This is a genomic window from Roseofilum capinflatum BLCC-M114, assembly GCF_030068505.1.
GTDB lineage: Bacteria > Cyanobacteriota > Cyanobacteriia > Cyanobacteriales > Desertifilaceae > Roseofilum > Roseofilum capinflatum.
Map to the genome: position 1 here is coordinate 25499 of NZ_JAQOSO010000084.1, position 19666 is coordinate 45164.

The 19666-nt window shown below is 39.7% G+C and carries 16 protein-coding genes; 5 read left to right on the forward strand and 11 right to left on the reverse strand.

The window, feature by feature from the left end; translation table 11 throughout:
• The 6 genes from PMG25_RS15440 to PMG25_RS15465 are packed head-to-tail and all read right to left on the reverse strand — an operon-like array spanning window position 1 to window position 7190.
• Window positions 1-1035 carry an exostosin domain-containing protein gene (locus tag PMG25_RS15440; RefSeq protein WP_283767790.1) on the reverse strand — a complete coding sequence of 345 codons (1035 nt, stop codon included), beginning with the start codon at window positions 1033-1035 and terminating at the stop codon, window positions 1-3.
• A 15-nt stretch (window positions 1036-1050) separates the two neighbouring features.
• Window positions 1051-2298, reverse strand: coding sequence for a glycosyltransferase family 4 protein (locus tag PMG25_RS15445; RefSeq protein ID WP_283767791.1), 1248 nt, complete (start codon window positions 2296-2298; stop codon window positions 1051-1053).
• 15 nt (window positions 2299-2313) lie between these two features.
• Complete coding sequence (locus tag PMG25_RS15450) at window positions 2314-3237, reverse strand: hypothetical protein (protein WP_283767792.1); 924 nt, start codon at window positions 3235-3237, stop codon at window positions 2314-2316.
• A gap of 19 nt (window positions 3238-3256) precedes the next feature.
• Entirely contained in the window at window positions 3257-4444 is a 1188-nt protein-coding gene (locus PMG25_RS15455) for a hypothetical protein (RefSeq protein WP_283767793.1), read from the reverse strand.
• A complete protein-coding gene (locus PMG25_RS15460; protein WP_283767794.1) occupies window positions 4441-5781 on the reverse strand; it encodes a flippase in 1341 nt (446 codons plus the stop codon). The genes PMG25_RS15455 and PMG25_RS15460 overlap by 4 nt, the downstream gene beginning before the upstream one ends.
• Window positions 5782-5810: 29 nt before the next feature.
• Window positions 5811-7190, reverse strand: coding sequence for an O-antigen ligase family protein (locus PMG25_RS15465; protein WP_283767795.1), 1380 nt, complete (start codon window positions 7188-7190; stop codon window positions 5811-5813).
• Window positions 7191-7377: 187 nt separating this feature from the next.
• On the opposite strand from PMG25_RS15465, the gene PMG25_RS15470 reads away from it, so the two are divergent.
• Window positions 7378-8871 (forward strand): polysaccharide biosynthesis/export family protein, encoded by a 1494-nt coding sequence (locus tag PMG25_RS15470; RefSeq protein WP_283767796.1) that lies wholly within the window; start codon window positions 7378-7380, stop codon window positions 8869-8871.
• Window positions 8872-8932: 61 nt separating this feature from the next.
• Window positions 8933-11221, forward strand: a complete 2289-nt coding sequence (locus PMG25_RS15475) for a GumC family protein (protein WP_283767797.1) — start codon at window positions 8933-8935, stop codon at window positions 11219-11221.
• Window positions 11222-11307: 86 nt separating this feature from the next.
• On the opposite strand, the gene PMG25_RS15480 is transcribed toward PMG25_RS15475, so the two are convergent.
• The 5 genes from PMG25_RS15480 to PMG25_RS15500 form a co-directional block, all read right to left on the reverse strand.
• Window positions 11308-12096, reverse strand: coding sequence for a DUF4114 domain-containing protein (locus PMG25_RS15480; RefSeq protein ID WP_283767798.1), 789 nt, complete (start codon window positions 12094-12096; stop codon window positions 11308-11310).
• A 236-nt stretch (window positions 12097-12332) separates the two neighbouring features.
• The gene (locus tag PMG25_RS15485) at window positions 12333-13319 is read right to left on the reverse strand and encodes a glycosyltransferase family 2 protein (protein WP_283767799.1); all 987 of its coding nucleotides are present in this window, start codon (window positions 13317-13319) and stop codon (window positions 12333-12335) included.
• A 77-nt stretch (window positions 13320-13396) separates the two neighbouring features.
• On the reverse strand, window positions 13397-14341 hold the full coding sequence (locus PMG25_RS15490) for a lysylphosphatidylglycerol synthase transmembrane domain-containing protein (protein WP_283767800.1): 945 nt from the start codon (window positions 14339-14341) through the stop codon (window positions 13397-13399).
• A gap of 24 nt (window positions 14342-14365) precedes the next feature.
• The gene (locus PMG25_RS15495) at window positions 14366-15319 is read right to left on the reverse strand and encodes a hypothetical protein (protein WP_283767801.1); all 954 of its coding nucleotides are present in this window, start codon (window positions 15317-15319) and stop codon (window positions 14366-14368) included.
• Between the two features lie 66 nt (window positions 15320-15385).
• Complete coding sequence (locus PMG25_RS15500) at window positions 15386-16114, reverse strand: sulfotransferase domain-containing protein (protein WP_283767802.1); 729 nt, start codon at window positions 16112-16114, stop codon at window positions 15386-15388.
• A 179-nt stretch (window positions 16115-16293) separates the two neighbouring features.
• Between PMG25_RS15500 and PMG25_RS15505 the strand changes: the two genes are divergently transcribed.
• From PMG25_RS15505 to PMG25_RS15515, 3 genes are all read left to right on the forward strand, one after another.
• Window positions 16294-17175 carry a glycosyltransferase family 2 protein gene (locus tag PMG25_RS15505; protein WP_283767803.1) on the forward strand — a complete coding sequence of 294 codons (882 nt, stop codon included), beginning with the start codon at window positions 16294-16296 and terminating at the stop codon, window positions 17173-17175.
• Window positions 17176-17250: 75 nt separating this feature from the next.
• Window positions 17251-18399 carry a glycosyltransferase family 4 protein gene (locus PMG25_RS15510; RefSeq protein WP_283767804.1) on the forward strand — a complete coding sequence of 383 codons (1149 nt, stop codon included), beginning with the start codon at window positions 17251-17253 and terminating at the stop codon, window positions 18397-18399.
• Window positions 18400-18421: 22 nt separating this feature from the next.
• Window positions 18422-19666 carry a glycosyltransferase family 4 protein gene (locus tag PMG25_RS15515; RefSeq protein WP_283767805.1) on the forward strand — a complete coding sequence of 415 codons (1245 nt, stop codon included), beginning with the start codon at window positions 18422-18424 and terminating at the stop codon, window positions 19664-19666.

Consider the following 19666-nt stretch of genomic DNA (forward strand, 5'->3'; position numbering starts at 1 on the left):
CTACAGTATTTTTTTCAATAGAGCGGGATAAAATTGTGCGGGTGTTAAGCGCTCAAAGAGCGATCGCAACTGTCGCTGTAGATCGCGAAATTCAGAATCCGAGAATCGATTATGCCATTCCCAGAGGCGATCGGGCAATTCAGGCAAACGAGTTGAGGGCACTCTGACAATTACATCATCCCACGCAATTTCATCCTCTAAAGGCAACACACAATCCGTATCAATCAAAATCGGTATTTTACCTAAAGAAAGTGCTTCATAAAATCGCCAACTATAGTTATCTGTCCCACGAGAGCATAGAGCATAAGCATTATTTTGTAAGTTTTGCAAAAACTGCTTACGTCGTTGTCCTTGTTCTTTTGGCCCCATTCCCACCTGACCGCGCCCCATAAAATCCGTTTTAATTCGAGCATCTTTTTCTAGGATTTGCATCGTATCTACTCGTAGGGGATAACAACAAGTGGCTCGAATACCACGAGTAGTCCCACAAAAGAAATTAGCCGCCATTTTCCGAGTTAATGTTTTGGGCATCATTCTCCAAATTGCCAGCCCTATTTTTCCTCCTTCTCGACCACAAAAACTAACCGTAGGATACTCTTCTTTTTCTGACGGTTCCCAGTTGTCAATCCCTAGCTCTGCGAGTAAATCAAAACCTTCAGAATTCAGAAATGCAGGACTAATAATTCCCCCCGATTCCTGAAACGAACCATACCAAGAGAAACGGATGATATAGTCTAACCAAGCAGGTTTTCGTCGCTCATTACTAATATCAAAACCGATGGCAGGCAATTTTAGTTTAGAGACTATTTCTCCAATTTCTGCAATCTTTTCAGCAGAATAAAATGAAACATTAGACGGTAATATAAAGCCATCTGCTTCCGAAGTTTCCACAATTTCTAAAGTTTCTTGAATGACTTGATTGAAATGTGGTGAATAGTTTCCTCGCCATGCTTTCAAAATAGGACATCCATCAGGAAATTGTTCTTCCCGTGCCAATTCAATGCCTAGAGTCGTTAATCTTAGTTTATCTTTCATAAATCACTCTAATTCTTAACTCAAGATATCCTTAAAAACATCAATATAACGGTTCGCTTGCCGCTCGAAAGTCCATTCAACTGCCGCTTTAGCACGAGCGGCTTGTCGCAATTTTGGGTATTGTTCTGGATTATCCAGTACCCAGGTGATTCCCATGGCTAAATCTTCAATTTCATAAGGCTGTGCGAGATAGCCTGTTTTCTGATGTTCGACAATATCTTTTAATCCAGTTGCCGCAAATGCTACTACTGGAGTACCACAAGCAAGAGATTCAGAAGCGGTTTGCCCAAATGCTTCCTGAAGTGAGGGCACAATCATCACATCCGCCGCAGCATAGGCCGTTACCAAAGAAGTATCATCATGTAAACGGCCGAGATAGTGGCATTTAAAGCCAACATCAACCGGTTGTTCGGGTCGGGATGCCCCAAAAATCACCAGTTCTATCCGGTCTTTCCAACCCGACTGACTGAGGCGTTGTAGAGCAGGTTGAAGTAAATGGAATCCTTTACGGCGATCGCTATTCGGATACAATGCCCCAAATAGCACCAGTTGCTTGTCTTGAGGTAAATTCAGCAATTGTCGTGCCATTTCTCGATCAATCGGTTTATAGATTTGCGTATCTAAACCATGGGGAATGACTTCAATTCGTCGATCTCTGAGTAGCGAGCTTGATTTCGCACAATCAGCTAACCACGTTGAAGGACTGATAATTGTCAAATTCAGACTCTTCCAGGCTTGCGCTTTACGCTTCCACACCCGCTGCGATACATCAACAGGGTTAAGGCTATGTAGAATAGGGCATTTTCCGCAGGATTCCATGTAGCGATCGCATTCTGGAGTATAATGACATCCTCCCGTAAAGGGCCACATATCATGGAGCGTCCACACTAACGGCCGGCGGAATTTCGCTAAACTTTCAATCTGGACAAAACCATTGCAAATCCAGTGTAAGTTAATCACATCAGCTTTGAGCTGCTCAACTCTAGATGGGATCTTATCCATAACCCACTGTAGTGAAAAATCAGTGCGATCGCGATCGGGATACCTCTTTAACGGCAATTTATCTAAGTGTTCGCTCAGTTTTAATTTGGATATTAGTTTACTCAGAGTGCTAGGATCTACAGTCACAGTGCGATCGTCATGAGTTTTGTGTTGCACCAACATTTGAGAATCTATATCAGAATCTCGTAATCCCCGATGCAACCGATAGGCCGCACGACCAGCTCCCCCACCATCTGAATTAGCTAAATGCAGAACTCTCACAAAAACTTATCCTGTCTATCTTTTCAGTAGTTTCTTTAGTCTAGTCCTTACCTGTAATTTCCTCCTTAACCTAGTCCACAAATTATGATTCTGCCCCTTAGCATACCCTCGAAAAACCTTTTTTTTGTAAATACTTTCTTTGATTTCATTGGGGTAGGTTCTAACACGGAAACCTTTTGGGGGACGAGCAACCGGTAGATTCTTTTGCTTACAATGAATGCCACTTCCATCAAAACCAATATTGTCCACCAAAGAGTAAACAGGAAACAACGTTAAGCCTTCCTGCATAAAAACACTCAAGTACCATACAATTGCCCAAGAATCAACTTTTCCATTCATGAATCCCTCCAGCAGACTAAAATAATAATACGATCCATCTAAATCAAACTTATATCTAAGTTTCCTATTGTTCTTTAATTCAGGATAACCCGATAAATTTGGATCAAAATAATTCCATGCTCGTTCCCAAGTCGCCCATCCCCATGAAGTTATATAAGGCAAAAAAATACTATCCGTTTCCGGCTTAAAATTAGCCGGAAACATATGGCCTCCAATTTGCATAACTTGCTTCTCATTTTCGTAAAGATTCAATCCTGTATTCATATATTCTAAAAAGCAAGGATGAAGCAACAAATCATCTTCTAAAACAATAACCTTACCAGACTCTTGGCAAAGATTCGTCACTCCAGAAATAATTGAACGAGCTAACCCCATGTTCTTCTCTTGTTCAATGATTTCCACCTCACCACACCAAAGTTGGCTCTTGGCAACCTCTCTAACTTTCAATACGCTTTCCATATCTTCAGCACACTTAGCACCATCACAAAACACATAAAGCTTACTATCCTTAGCCAAATCACACTTAGATAAAGAAGAAAGAGCTTTCAGGGTATGCTCTGGTCGTTTATAAGCAAAGAAGGCAATTGGTGCTAAATCCATATCTAACTATTCCCAAAGTTTAATTTTTCATTGCTGTTTTAAATTTAGCAAACTTTTTAATCATACTCACAGCAATACTTGATATATCTATTAAATTAGTATTGAAAGGAATATAACGGTACTTAAAAGCAGCTAGTCGGGGATCTTTCTCCTGATACAGAATATCTTGAGCAAAGTTATTCCATCTTGACTTATGCATCAAATCAAGAGTCATTCCCGCATGACCAGATGGAAGGAGCATATTTGAGCCATGTATACCAATCACTAGACAACTATCCGCATAGACTTTACAAACTTTTCTCTCCGTTTCCTCAGTATAGTTCTCAACTCTTAAATCTTCAATCCATTGAGGAAATTTAGTTTTTTTTCCCAATCCAGCTATCGTCACTTGAGCATCAGGAATAGCTTTTTTGATTAACCATAATAACCTACGGACTTTCCAATTTTGAATCCTTACCAACCAAGGTATAACTTTAAATTTTCTACAAACTACATACAGAAATTCACCAACCCATGGTCTATCTTCACGCCAAACAAAAGTAATTCTAGTTTTGTCATCTGACCAATCATACTTATCTATTTTTGTGAACTTTTCTATATCAAACTGGCTGGGATGAGAATGAGCTTTACTGACATAGATTTCATCAAATCTTTCACATTCTTGTTCTACAAAATCATGAAATTGCGTATAATAACATTGTCCATTCTTCAATGATATATTAACCGTCCAAATTTCCGCAACCCCTTCTGGAACCATCCATCGAAGATACTGAGGAACAATAACAACTAATCCAAGATCTGTAGCTTCATCCAAGTGCCTTTGAGCATTTAGAAGTTTCAATAAGCTATGACCATACAAAAAATCAATACAATTTAAAACAATTACTTTTCTACAAGAATCGAAAACTTCTTTCTTTATTTCAAGTGAACTATTATCAGGATTTTGTAAAGAGTAAAGCAAAGGCATTCCCAGAAAACTCTTTGCAGCTTCATTTCCCCAAATTTTACCATCTATAACATCAATCGTATAAGGATTGGTCTGTGCATGGCCAACTTTCAACTCTTCAACAATTTCTCGATTCCTATGTAAACAATAACCTTTAACGCACACATGAGTACCTTGCCATAAGATCTCTTTTGGAGTCAATTGCTCTCCACTATAAGGTGAAATTAGCTTATGATCAATATAAGGTTTAATCTGTATCACTTCAGTAACTCCTTAAATCTATTTATTACGCCAACTGGATTCAATACATTTAAAATAAAAATTTGGATTTGATATAGATCTTTAATCAAAAAATTGATTAGTATAGTTACAAAAAAGTAAGTGGCTAGAGTAGCAATTGTTGCACCTGTAGCTCCCATTATTGGAATCAGATAAAGATTCAGAGCTATATTAATCAATGCACCTGATAGGCTAAAGTATAGAGAATATTTTTGTTTATTTTCTATCAGCAAATAAGAACTTCTTGCTACACCAAAATTGCTGCCAAACTGTGCCCAGACGTAGATAGAAAGAATGGGAATACTAGGAGCATAGGATTCTCCATATAACCAATTAATAATCCAGGGAGACAACAAAGAGGTGGGAATGGCAACAGCCAACCATAAGCATAACATTAAATCAAAATAATTTTGATATTTTTTAAGATATTCTTCAGGATCACGCTTTCTCAGAGAGGTTAGTTTTGGCAGAACAGAGCTATTAATTGTCATGGGAAGAAAATCAAACATTTCGGAGAGTTTAACCGCTACTGAATAAAATCCAAGCTCTGAAGTATCTTCTAGTAAAGATCCGAGCATAACTTGATCGATTTTAGAATATATATATATAGTGATCCCCGCAAAAAAGATTGGCCAGCTATCTGTCAGTAGAAGTTTAGCCCGATTTAATCGTATTTTCCATAAATTTATTTTATTTCCTTTTATTTGATAAATTATCATCAAGGCAATAGAACTGAAAACAATTTCTGCAAGACTTACTATGGCAAAAGCAATTACTGTGGCTTGAGCTTGAATCAATAAAATTTTTACCAAAGAAATCCCCAGATAAACTATTCTCTTGGCAATGACAATATACTTGGCTTGAACTTGAGATTGAAACCAAAATTCAATTACTTGAGATGATTTGAAGACACTTCCAATGGATAAAATCACAATTAGTATATTACTAATGATATTATCTGGCTTAATAGCAAAACTCAGACTTGTTGCTAAGATAATAACTAGCAAGCCAGTTAATAACTTTAGAGTAAAACTTGTGCCGATAATTTCATCCTTGTCTTCTGAATTTCTCGCTAGATCGCGGACTACAATTCCGTCTAGTCCTAAACTAATCAGAGGGTTAAACAAAGAAACAAAGGCGATGGCATAACTAAGCAACCCAAACTGATTCGGTCCAAGATAACGAGCAACCCATACTCCTACAATGAGTCCCAAGCCCATCTGCAAAATTTTATCAAAAAAGAGCCATGAAATATTATTCAATACTTGGCGCATACCCAAGTTTCTACTCTTATAAATTTGTTTTATTTTGTTAAGCATATTAATATTGAATCAAAAATAGAGTTAGTTTAATTTTTGTGTTTTTTTTGAATTTTCACCAGTTTTGTGTTTATAGTGTCTATGCATAGTCTTACAGTTATCATAACATAAGCAGACCAAACATGATTATTGCCTGCCAGAGTGCTTTCAGTAATATTATTCAAAACAATATACATAATGAAAATAATTGGCACTCCAGACAATTCAATTTTCTCTTCAATGAGATAATATACCGCATTGAGTATATTATTGATGAATGAAAATATAAATAGAGTTAATCCAATAAGTCCAAAGGCTAAAAATATATCTATAAAACCATTATGAGCATTGGGTGGAGACCAACCATTTTCTGTCATAATAACATAACCCGGACTATCATCTCCTCTCCAATTCTGCCAAAATCCACCAAACCCATATCCTAACCAGGGACTTTTGTAAATTTCCTCAAGAATGAGAGGCCAAATAATTGTACGTCCTGTTAGAGTCATGTCTTTTTCAAGAGATGTAAAAATTGCTTCTAAATTTTCTATCACTATGAGTCCGACGCAAATATTGAGTGCCATCATCACTACAATACAAGTAAGCGCCCACCTAAAATTGAGTTTTTTTACAAAGTTAAGACTTAGTAAAATTGCGATAATAATGATCGTTGAAATTAAAGCTCCTGCCGATCTTCCAGTCCTCACCAAAAAAAAGGAAATCACTGTAAATAACAATGCTAAATAACGGCTCTTTGCTTCTTTATTTCCTTGAGAATACTCCAAAAACCATAGAGCAGTACAGATACTTAAAATTCCTCCTAAAGCGTTTTTAGATAGGGTGATTCCTGTCCAGTCACCTGAACCTGGAGGTTGTTTAACATAGCTAAATAGACCAATAAAAAGATAGCTAAATCTTAGTATCTTTGACAGCTCAATCCAATTATATTGACTAGCAATATAAATACTCAAAAAAGTTGTAATGAAGAGTGCCAATCCAAATTCAAGGGTAGGTCGAGGTGCTAAAGACCAGGCACTTGATAGAGGCGGGAGGAAAATATATAATAAAAATGTCGGATTTTTTTTAAATATAATTGATGACATCTGAATTATGTTTTTACTAAAAAAAAATAATTTACTCCATAAAACAATAAAAACGAGTGGATAAAAAAACAAAGGAAGAAAATTTAACACTTGTTTAGAAGGTTGCTTGGCGATATTTATTGGGTGCAAATAATTCAAAGGAGGCTGGGTTAATACAGGGCTTAATATAACAAAAATGTAAGCAAATAAATAATTAAAAAAACTTCCTATTTTTTGATTTTTTGATGACAAATGAAAAAATAACAAGGTGGATAAAAATCCAAGGCAAGCTAAAAGTAACAAAAGAATTGGATTCCCTAGTAATAGTTCTCGAATCATTCTTGCCATAACTTCACATACCCTTATTTTTTACTTTTCTTTTTAATTTATTAATAAAAAAGTATAGACAACACATTGTAAGGTTGATACCATATCATAAGTCGGTTGTATATAAATCCTATAATTTTACCGATAAATGCTCTGTTCAAATTCAAATTATAGTAACCTTTGTTAAAAGAATATACCTGGAGTAGTTATGTTCATTTTACTTTATAATTTTCAATTCTTAATTTTTTGTGGATACATTGTCTTCGCGCTCTTTTTGGATATACGGTTGGCTTCAGCACAGTTCCATGCTGATGATTCACAAAATAGCGCTCGTTCAATATCAGTATCTCCATTTACTTCAATTCCTAGGGAATATTACTTAGGGGCTGGAGATACTATTAATGTAGATATTTTAGGGGTTCCTGAACTCAGTGGAAGATATGATATTCTCTCAGATGGTTCCATTAGCCTCCCTTTGATTGGTCGCATTGTAATTGAAGGTTTTACCATCCCAGAAGCAATCACTGAAATCACGGTACGCTATCGTCTGGTCATGAAGAATCCCGTAATTTCTCTGAGGGTTGCCTTTCCTCGTCCCATTAATGTTGGTGTAATAGGAGAAGTGAATCGTCCAGGGACTTATACTATCCGCTTAACACCTGGAGTAGGGGCCAACCCTTCTGCTCAATATCCTACAGTCAGTCAAGCCATTAAACTGGCTGAAGGTATAACTCAAGCAGCGAATTTACGCGAGATCGAAGTTCATAGATATCATAGATCTGGCCAAATTGAAAAGATAAGCTTAAACTTATGGGATTTTTTACATAAGGGTAAACTGAATCAAGACATAATCTTACAAGATGGAGATACTATTATCATACCAACTCTCACAGAAGTTGATTTGGTTGAAGCGAGATCTCTGGCTTTAACCAGTTTTTCTCCAGCGACAGATGTACCCCGTAGTATTGCTGTCATAGGAGAAGTGAATCGTCCAGGGCCTTATGTTTTGGTTGGAGGAAATACAACTACCCAACTGCGAACATTAGGTTTGCCAACGGTAACACGAGCAATTCAGTTAGCAGGGGGAATTAAGCCTAAAGCCAATATCCGTGAAATTAAAATTCGTCGATTGACCCGTTCGGGGACTGAGCAATATATTACAGTTAATCTTTGGGCCCTCTTGGATGAAGGTGATTTGAAGCAAGATACTATTTTGCAAGATGGTGATACAGTAATTGTACCTACTGCTACTGAACTCCGTTCATCAGAGGCGATCGCATTGGGTAATGTTAATTTTGCCCCTGAGACAATTCAAGTTTATGTGGTTGGAGAAGTTAGAGGGGAAAGAGCAAGTCGCATTGAAGTGCCTCCAGATACTACATTAAATCAGGCCTTGTTAGCATTTGGCAGTTTTGGATATGACAATGTGAGAGTAAGAAGAGGTTCTGTTAAGCTTCTTCGACTGAATCCCAATGGAACCGTATCAAGTCGCTCGATAGTAGTTAATTTAAACCAAGGTCTGAATGAAGAAACCAACCCTCAACTGAGAAATAACGATATCATAGTAGTGGATCGTAATTTACTAACCAAAATTTCAGATGGTTTACAGTTATTAGTGAGACCTGTTGCACAAGGTTCATCCGTCTTGAACTTTATTGGACTCTTAGATAACTTATTTAATATCATTAACCAGGAGAATTAGCTAAATTATTAGCTATTTAGAATTTATCATACATCTGCTTAAACTATAACTAGGTAGTGCCATGGACATTGAACAGCAATTTCATAATCGTCCCTCTCAACAAAATGGTCAATCCATTGAAAGTGCTTTGAAAGCTGGCTTAGATCAAAGCCAGGATGTTAATGAAGAAGAATTTGATGCCACCTGGCTATTTGCTGTTTTGCGTCGTCGAGTGTTAACTATGGCAGGAGTCGCATTTGCTTTGTCTGTTCTAGCTGGTGGCATGATTGTGTCTAAATCTCGCAACATTACACTTGAATATCAAGGATCATTTCGACTATTGGTAGAGCCCCCAACTGCTCAAGAAGTTCTAGCTCGGCAGTTTATTTTAGCACAAGGTAGTAATCCAGATGTTCAACGAGCTAGTGTTCAGAGCCATTTTTTAGATTATGAAACTCAATTACGGGTGCTACGGAGTCCTTTGATTCTTGAACCAATTGTTGAGGATCTGAAACAAAAGTATCCAGATATGAACTACTATAAATTAACGAGTAAATTAACTCTTGAACAAAGTAAATATTTGGTTGACGGAAAGCAACAAGGTACTAAAATAATTGTTGTTTCTTACAAAGACAAAAATATTGAGAAAATACAATATGTACTAGATAACATTGCACAATCATTTGTGAACTATAGTCTTCAACAACGTCTAAATAGCTTACAAAATTCTTTAAAGTTTATTGATGAACAGATTCCTAATCTTCAACAACGAGTAGATGCCCTACAAGATAAAATGCAAGAAGTAAGAGGGGAATCTAATTTTATTAATCCTTCAAAGAATGCTAACACTCTAGAAATTTTAGCTATTAAAATTGAAGAACAACGGGTGGCAATAGAGACACAGCTTGCTCAAACTTACGCTTTATATAAAGCTAGTGAAAAACAATTGTTGGAAGGTAATCCTATATCTGTCTTAGCTCAAGATACAAATATAAACGAAAGACTACTCCATCGAATTGCAGAAAATGATGCTAATTTAGCAGAAGCCTTGTCCCACTTTCGTGACGATAGTGCGCCAGTAGCAATCCTAAAAAGTCAAAAACAAGAGTTGTTAAATGAAGCTCAAAGAATTGTTGAAGGAAGAATTTTACCCAAAATAGTAATAGATATTGAAAAACTGGAAGGTCAACGTCAAGAGCTGTTACTTGCAGAGCAAGAACTCAATCAAAAAATAAAGGATTTTGCTTTGAATACACGACGTTATAATGATATTGAGCGGGAACTAGAAATTGCAACTGACGTTCTGAAAGAATTTCTTTCTAAGCGTAAAGCTTTGGAAATTGATGCAGCAGAACAGCAAGCTCCTTGGGAAATCATTCATCCTCCAGCGATTAATCTAAATGCTAGTGGACAACCTCGTTCAGTGACTGAGACAAAAACCAAGAGAGAGTTAGCTTTGGCTGTGGTATTAAGTTCATTAATGGGGGTTGCTGTTGGTTTTTTGATTGAAGTGCTTCATACGGTGTTTCATAGTCCGGATGAGGTCAAGAATAGTACGAAATCACCTCTATTAAGTTCGATTCCATTTGTTAAGTCTCTTAACAAATCGAGTAAAAAAAGAATTAAAATTTTAAGTAAAGTCCAAGATTTAAATGGGTTTACTGAATGGGTACAACCGGAGTATAGTGCATCATTCTTAGAGGCTTTCCGGTCTTTGTATACTAATATCAATTTATTAAATTCAAAGAAGCGGCCTATTCATTCATTAGTGATTAGTTCTGCTACTGTAGGAGAAGGAAAATCGACGATCGCTCTACAGTTAGCTCAAACCGCAGCAGCTATTGGAAAAAGAGTCTTGCTGGTAGATGCTGATTTGCGCCACCCTCAGCTTCATGTCTATCTTGGCTTAGATAACCAGCGAGGGCTGAGTGATAGTGTAACTAATTACTTAAGTTTGAATGAAGTGATTCAACAGTCGGTTTTAGAAGAAAATTTATTTTTCTTGAGTGCAGGACAGTTTACGCCCGATCCCATTAAGCTCCTTTCTTCTCAGAAAATGCAATATTTAATGGGGCAGTTTCAAGGCTTTTTCGATCTAGTTATCTACGATACTCCTCCCTTGGTGGGTTTGGCGGATGCCCATATTGTTGCCGCTCATGCTGATGGATTAGTTTTGGTGGTTGGTTTAGAAAAAACTGACCGTTCAATGGTCAATCAGGCAGTGGATGAACTGGGGATTTCTGGAGCAACTGTATTAGGTGTGGTTACTAATCAACTCAAAAAAGGAGGGAGTTCTAAGAGCAGTCATGTTAAGAGGGGCTACGTTTCCCCTAGAATGGGCTTAGTCTCTGAGAGCCATGAGGTCAAATAAATCTCCTAAAACAACAGTTCCGATGAATGACTCATCGGAACTGTTTTGACTTAGATTAAGTTATCGGCTCTATAACCGATGCAAACCTATGCATTGCGGCGACGGGTAACCAATCCACCTACAGCACCGAGTGCTAATAAACCAAGGATAGAAGAGGGTTCAGGAACATCGACAAGGTTTCTAGCGTTACCTTCACCGATATCAACTACGAACAGGACATCATTGAAGTCATTATCAGCCCAGTTACCGTTGATATCTTCCCATCCCATGATAATGTAGCGTTTATCTAGAACATAGGAGACTACCTGTTGCAGGCCTTCCCCAGTGGCACGACTTGTAGGATTCAAGCTACTATCAGTGTAGTAAGTTGCATCGTAACCGAGATAATTGCATGTCGTTTGGTTATCCCGGCAATAGCCATCAGCTCTAAGGGCAAAGTCTAGGTTACTTCCGGCAGTAACAGTTCCTAAGCTAACCCAATCTCCTAAGTCCAGAGCATCACCCCCCCAGTTCCCCACTGCTTCGGCTGAGGAAATGTCGTCAAAAACCAGTCCTTCTCTGTTGGTGGTGCCTGTCGCTTCATAGGATAGTTGGTTTCTGAATAGCGCACCTTCGTTGATGAAGTGTACTGTTACTTCATGGTCATACTTCAAGAACAGGTCACTTGGATTGAATTCGTGAAGATCTGCTCCCTCTAATTTCACTCTTTCTTCTTGGAAAAACTCTGCAAATTGCTCGTAGAAGCCAGTGGTGTCACTGTTGATGGTGGGTGCTGGGCCGCTGAAGGTGAATGCGGAAGCGGCTGTGGTTAGGGAAAAGAGTCCTGCAACTGTGGTTGCTGTTCCGAGTGCGATCGCCTTAACTGTGCTGTTCATGTCTGCTCTCCTGTCCTAGAACTGTTTTGTTTGTCTATATCCCTAATTTACGGCTTTCCAGAAGTTTTGACATTGGAAGATCTACTAAATTATTTCTTGAATATTCGGCGAAGCGGAGGAAATACGGAGGTGAGAGTTCAGGAGATTCCCGGAGTTAGCTTTATGAAGATAGGATAAAGCTCCTGGGGTGTCCAAAGCGCTAAGAGTCTGATTCTCTTGACTAAGATAGCTAGAAGTCAGGATTGGCCGACGATCGCCCGCACTCTATAGATGGGGCGGTCTTGAGATTCATGGTAGACTCGCATCAGTAATTCTCCCAGCAGGCCAAAACAAAAGAGCTGTATTCCAGTCAGAAGCAGGACAACCCCCAAAATGAGTAGGGGACGGCCGCCGATATCTTCGCCAAAACCAAACTTCAAGATAGTCAGATAAATCCCCAACAGAAATCCCAGAAACATGGACAGCAAGCCCATAGAGCCGAAGATATGCATCGGCCGGGTGAGGAATTTCTTCATAAACCAAACCGTGAGCAAATCCATTAGCACTCGGAAGGTGCGTCCCAGACCATACTTACTCTTACCATACTGTCGAGAATAATGGCGTACTGGTATTTCAGTAATTCTGGCTCCTTCAATAAAAGCTAGAGCGGGTAAAAAGCGGTGGAGTTCCCCATAAAGGTTCATATCTGCTACCAGTTCAGCACGATAGGCTTTCAGGGAGCAACCATAGTCATGGAGTTTTACCCCAGTGACTCTGCCGATGATCCAGTTAGCAATTTTGGAGGGTAAGAGCCGAGTTATAGCATGATCTTGGCGATTTTTCCGCCAACCACTGACGAGATCGTAGCCTTGTTCGAGGGTTTCTAAGAGTAGGGGAATATCGGCTGGGTCATTTTGGAGATCGGCATCAAGGGTAATGACAACATGACCTTGGGCATATTTGAATCCAGCGGCCATGGCTGGAGTTTGGCCATAATTGCGGCGTAAGATTAGGCCTTTGAGATGGGGCGTTTTCTGGGCGAGTTGGGTTAGGAGTTCTGTGGAGCCATCGGTTGAGCCATCATCAACACAGATCAGTTCGTAGGTATATTGGGTGGATGTGAGGCTTTTGGCGATCGCCTCGACCAGTAAAGGCAAGCTTTCAACTTCATTGTAAATCGGAACCACAACAGAAATATCCGGTTTAGGGACATCAAGGACTTCAGGCAGTTGGCAGGCGTTCATCGATTTAGCGATTTCTTCAGGGAGCTTAGGGCAGTTCAAGGACAATAGCACTAAAATGACCCGAATAGAGACCTGATTCAATCAACTTTGAGGAAATGACCCGAATTCAAGGATTGATAAAGCCAGGCAAGTAGAGCGCCGATCGCCTCGGCTAATACACTAATCACCCGATATAAAGCCACTCCACTGAGGATAATAGCCGATGGATAGACTCCATCCAAGAGGGCGATCGCCGTGGCTTCAAAGACTCCCAGACCTCCGGGTGCGCCCGGAATAACTAAGCCGAGTAACCAGGCAAAGCTAAAAGCACTTAAGAGTTGGGGCACTTGAGCCATTTCTATGGCAGATAATGCTCTTAGAGCAAACAAAAATCCCAGTCCGCGAATCAACAGAAATCCCATTTCACCGAGTAGGGGTTTTAAGGGATAGCGTTTTAACTGCGCTGAGGGTTGATCCTTGTCTGCTAGTTCCCTTTTTATTTTCTTTTTCGAGAGAAAAGTGAGGATGGGGTTTAAGATGCGGGGGTGAACCCCTATCAAGACAGTGGCTAAAATGACCCCTTGCAGTAGTCCTCGACTTTGGGGACTTGCACCTGCGGCTAATATCAAGGCGGATGCTGCCATTAGGAGGGGTTCCATGAGGGTGCTGAGGATGGCGATCGCCCCTGGAACCCCCACACTTTGAGCGGCTCGAATGCGACCATAAAAATGCCAGACATTACCGGGCAAATATTTACCAATATTGGTGATCAGATAGGTTTGAATGCTCCAAACGGCTTTAACTCGTTGGTTAAACTCAGCTAAAATCCAGCCCCAGATCCAACCTGACCAAATATGAGCGATAATTGTAATCAGGAGGGCGATCGTCAAAGACATCCATCCCCAACCACTGACGCGGACGGCCAGCACCTCCTGCCAATGGTCTTTGAATACCTTGACCAGGAAAAACAATGCCACCCCAACAATAAACCATCGTAGGTAAGGTTTTAAGCTGAAGAGTAGACCCTGAGCGAAACTTTTCACAAATACCCTAAATTGCTTCAAAGATTAAAATGATGAGACCAAATTTTTCAATTTTTTCCTCATCTTATTTTTATATTTTATTGTCGTACTGTAGTAATCTTCCAAAGACAACCAAAAATCAGCTTTTTTACCTGAATAACCCCGATCTATTGCTGCAAACTGACGACGGAAAAACGTCATGGGATCGGCATAAGTCTTTTGAGTCGATAATAACGGTTTAGGCCCTGCCCAGTGAATCACAAATCCATCTTGGTTCTGAACCCTAGGCCCGTTTTCTGTAATGCAAAATCGTTTTTTCAAATCTTGGATATCCCAGTCTGGAGCAATAACTTGCATATTTTCCTGTCCAACACGGATTTTTCCCCGATCCCCAGCACGGAAAATCATTAAATTCAAAAAACTCATCTCACCGCCAAAGGAAAACACATCAGGGTTTGCTTCTACAAAATCCAACATATTGATATACTCTTGCAGGGAAAAAGTATTGCGTTTAGCAAAAAAAGTACCCGTACAAAAATAATCCGCACGATGTTTTTGCCAATCAAAATCTGGGAAATGCTTTTCTAAGTTACTGACATGAAAGAAATATTTTTCAATCGCCGCATCTGAATTGATTTCTAGGGGCTTATCCACAATCATATCGAAATCATCAAAATTAACATATTTGAGAATATTCCCCCAAACTATCGTATCGGCATCGACAAAAAGAAATCGTTCCCAAGGGCTTTCCCAAAACGAAACCATTTTCGTGATACCCCAACCAAAACTCCGTTTTCTCAGGATATCCTGTTTAACTGTTTGTTGATTAATAACGTGAACGCCATAGTGGTTTTGCAAAGACTTAACAGATAAATCACCATCTACGATTAAACAGATTGGAATATCACCAAGAAAATATCGAATTGAGGCACAACAACCCTTAACTAAAAAATAATCCTGATCGCAACAAGCAATGATAATACCAAAATCATCTATCATCGATATTATTCCTCTGAATATAAATGCTATGAGATGAGATTTCAAAAATAAGCATCACGATCGACATCACACCTCTAAATAATTAGCTAATCCAGAGTTCTGTTTTAAGACACACTCATACACCCAATCAGAGTGTAGACGAGTAAAATCCTCTCGTGACAATTCATAATTATTGTCACGGGCGATCACTCGTGGATCGTGATATGTTTTTTTCTTGACTTCTTCTTTAGAAACTCGATCTTTAATCTGATTCAATTTTTCTTTATCTAAAGATTTTCCAAAATGATCCGTAACTTTAGAAAATTCATCTTCAATACTTGCTTTTAATCTTTCATAGCGAAGAATTGTTTTCTTTTCACTGACTGTCTCATCAATCAGCCATTTACCCAAATGCTTTCCATACAGATTAGACCAATATTCTATTTTTTCTTTGTCATTTGTATTTTCTTGATAAAAATTCAACTGTGAATAAATTGTAGGCACGGGATCTCGGTACAGATAGATAACATTTTTACGATAGACATCTAGATCGAGATCATGGGTATGATAACTCATGAAATCTTGGCTATCTTTATAATAAAATGCTCTGACTAGAGAAGGGCGCTCAAAATATAACTCCATCATCAAGCGCATCCAATGGCTACCTGTTCTAGGAAAACTAACGAAAAAAGGAAACTCTGGATCGCTAACAAATTTCTCTATTAACTTTTCGTCCCTAACTCGTCTCGATAAATCTTGATAAGAACTAGGATCGGTAATCAGAGTTTTTATTAACTGCATTGCCCGACTTATCATGATAATTTACTCCTGATTTTGATTAACTATACAAGGCAATAAAAAATAAGTTTTTTATTACTGAATAGTCTATAATTACAGTCCCAAAAAACAATATTGGTTTTCTATACAGAATTGAGTAGACTCCCCTTATAATAGTGCTAATAGATGTGACATGGCAAGCTACTGATCAAAATGTTATGAATTGTAAAACTATTGCTGTCTTACTGACTTGCCACAATCGGAAAGACAAAACCTTACAGAGCCTACACTCGCTTTTGAGCCAAGATTTATCCTCTGATTTTTCTCTAGTCGTCTATTTAGTAGACGATGGGAGTACAGATGGCACGTCAGAGGCGATCGCCCAAACTTATCCTCAAGTGAAGATCCTGCAAGGGGATGGTAACCTGTTTTGGAACGGCGGAATGCGGAAAGCCTTTGCAGCCGCTCTAGGTGTGGGCCATGATTATTATCTATGGCTCAATGATGATACAATCCTGTACCCCCATAGTCTTAGCACACTTTTGAACACTCATCAGCAACTAAGCGATCGCCAACAACCTCGCTCTATCATTGCCGGCTCAACCCAAGATCCAGATACTCAAGAATGGACTTATGGAGGCTATCGGCAACTGGGATGGTGGTATCCTCCCTTTAAGTGTTCTCCCGTTAAACCGACGGATACACCCCAAGCCTGTGATCTCGTCTGTGGTAACATTACGCTTATCCCTCAAGAAGTTACTACCGTTGTTGGCAACCTAGATCCAGCTCTAACTCATTATGCCGGAGATTGGGACTACAGTTTGCGGGCCAAACAAAAGGACTGTAGCATTTGGATTACTTCTGGGTATTTAGGAAGTTGCGCCAGAAATCCTAAACCGAATCCAGAAAACACTCCGGTTCTCAAGAAAGCATTAAAAAATATTGAGCAACCCAAAGGTTTATCCTTAGAAAGTGTTACCCTACAACCGTGGGAAGAGTGGAAACTTCTGATGCAACGGCATGGAGGAATTCTCTGGCCCATTTTTTGGATACTTCCCTATCGAAAACTCTTTTTGTCAGTGCTATTTAAACAAAATTAGGCTGCTGGCAAAGAAAATCGCGAAATCATTAAATAGCAGTAAAAATAAATATCAAATCAATGGAGCGTCTTCAGAATGGAGAATACTCGGATTGCATGGCTAGTTCCCGCAGTTAGGAGAGGAGCCTATTGGCAACCTGTATTAAGTCACTTTACTAAAATTTATCCCCACACCAAATTTTATACAGGTCAAACCTGGCCCGGATTTAACCCAGAAGCACCAGGTGCAAACGTAATTACAGTCATCGGCAAGTATCGATTTCAGGAAACTCAAACCATTGAATCAGGTTATAACCGAGGAATAATCATTGTTTCTCCGACGGTAATCTTGCCCTTGCTCAAATTCAAACCTAATGTAGTATTTGCCAGTAGCTTTTCGATTTGGACAGTATTAGCAATTCTTTTCAAATCCATCGGAAAATGGAAATTAATCCTTATCTATGATGGTAGCTCATCTAATGTAGACTTTCGCGACGATCCTTTACGACTAAAAGTTCGTAAATGTATTATTAAGTTTGTTGATCGCGTAATTGCTAACTCTCGTCAGGGAAAAGACTATTTAGTTGAATTTGTAGGAGTACCTCTAGAAAAAATCATCAATCGTCCCTACTTGGTTCCAGATACCCAAACGCTCTTAGAACAACAAGCTACGATTGAACCCGCATCAGTAGAACTCAAAAGACCGATTTTCTTATGTGTAGGTCTACTTGTCCCCCGTAAAGGAGTCAAAAAGTTATTACAAGCTTGCAGTGTTTTGCAAAAAAAAGGTTATTCTAACTATAGCTTAGTCTTAGTGGGGGATGGGGAACAGCGAGAGGAATTAGAATCCTTTGTCAAAGAAAATCACTTGGAAGAACAAGTTACTTGGACAGGCTGGTTAAAATATGGTGAACTTGGCCCCTATTTTCGATCGGCAGATGTTTTTATTTTTCCAACATTAGAAGATATTTGGGGTGTGGTTCTCTTAGAAGCAATGGCCTTTGGCAAAGCAATTATTGCTTCAAAATGGGCGGGTTCATCTGAAATGGTTATAGAAGGAGAAAATGGCTATGTTATCGATCCCTATGAACCGGAAAAATTTGCTGAAGCCATGATGAGACTAATTGATGATCCAGAGTTGATCCAAAAGATGGGAGAAAAATCCCAGGAATTAATGGCCGAGCATAATGCAGAAAAAGCAGGCTTGTTTTTAGCCAGTCAAGTAGAGAAAGTGCTGGGAAAATAAAATCAAACTTAGAGATAAAGCTATGAAAATTCTCTTATCAGCATTTGCTTGCGAACCCGGACAAGGCTCCGAAGAAGGAGTCGGTTGGAATGCGGCAGTTGAGTCTGCCAAACACGATCAAGTGTGGGTAATTACCCGAAAGTTTTGCCAACCTTCCATTGAAGCCGAATTAGAGCGTAATCCCATTCCTAATTTACAGTTTTGCTATGTGGAACCCTTCGACTGGAAAGAAAATTTTAAGGGCAGACAAGGGGGGCTGCAACTCCATTATTATCTGTGGCAACTTTTAGCTTATCAAGAAGCTCGCCGATTGCATGAGGAAGTGCAGTTAGATGTGGTGCGCCATGTGACTTATGTTAAGTTTTGGTCGCCGAGTTTAGTCTGTCTATTACCTGTGCCCTTTATTTGGGGCCCCATAGGGGGCGGAGAAGCAGCTCCTAAACCGTTTTGGCGCGATTTTAGCTTGAAAGCCAAATTATATGAAACGGCGCGGGATATTGCCCAAAAAATCGGGGAAAGAGACCCGTTTACGCGGCTGACAGCGAAACGGAGTGCGATCGCCCTCGTCACTACGGAAGATACGGCCCAACGAGTCAAAAATATGCCCGTTTCCCAGATAGAACTCTATTCAGAAGCCGGTCTTTCCCAAGCCGAAATGACCCGGTTAGCCTCCCTAGGACAACCGCCGACCTCTCCCATCCGCTTTATCAGTTTAGGGCGCTTATTACACTGGAAAGGGTATCATTTATCTGTCCGTGCCTTTGCCCAGGCCAATTTACCCGATGCCGAATATTGGCTGTTGGGAGATGGGCCAGACCGGGAAAAACTGGAGGCCTTAGCCGAGAGTTTGGGAATAGGAAACCGGGTCAAGTTCTGGGGCAAACGTCCCCGCGATGAAAGCCTAGAAAAACTAGGACAATCCCATGTTCTGGTGCATCCGAGTTTACATGATTCTGGGGGATGGACTTGTCTGGAAGGCATGGCTGCGGGTCGGCCGATTATCTGTTTAGCTCTGGGAGGGCCGAATACTCAGGTTACGGCGGAAACCGGCATTAAAGTACCAGCCCTGAATCCGGATCAAGCCGTCACTGGGATAGCTGAGGCCATGAAACAATTGGCCCAAAACCCCGAACTCAGAGAAAAATTAGGACAAGCTGGACAAAAACGGGTGCGTGAAGTCTACGATTGGGAGATTAAGGGGCAATTTTTTGCCCAACTCTATAGAAGGGTTGCTAAACAAGAATCACCGTTATTGAATTCAAATTAA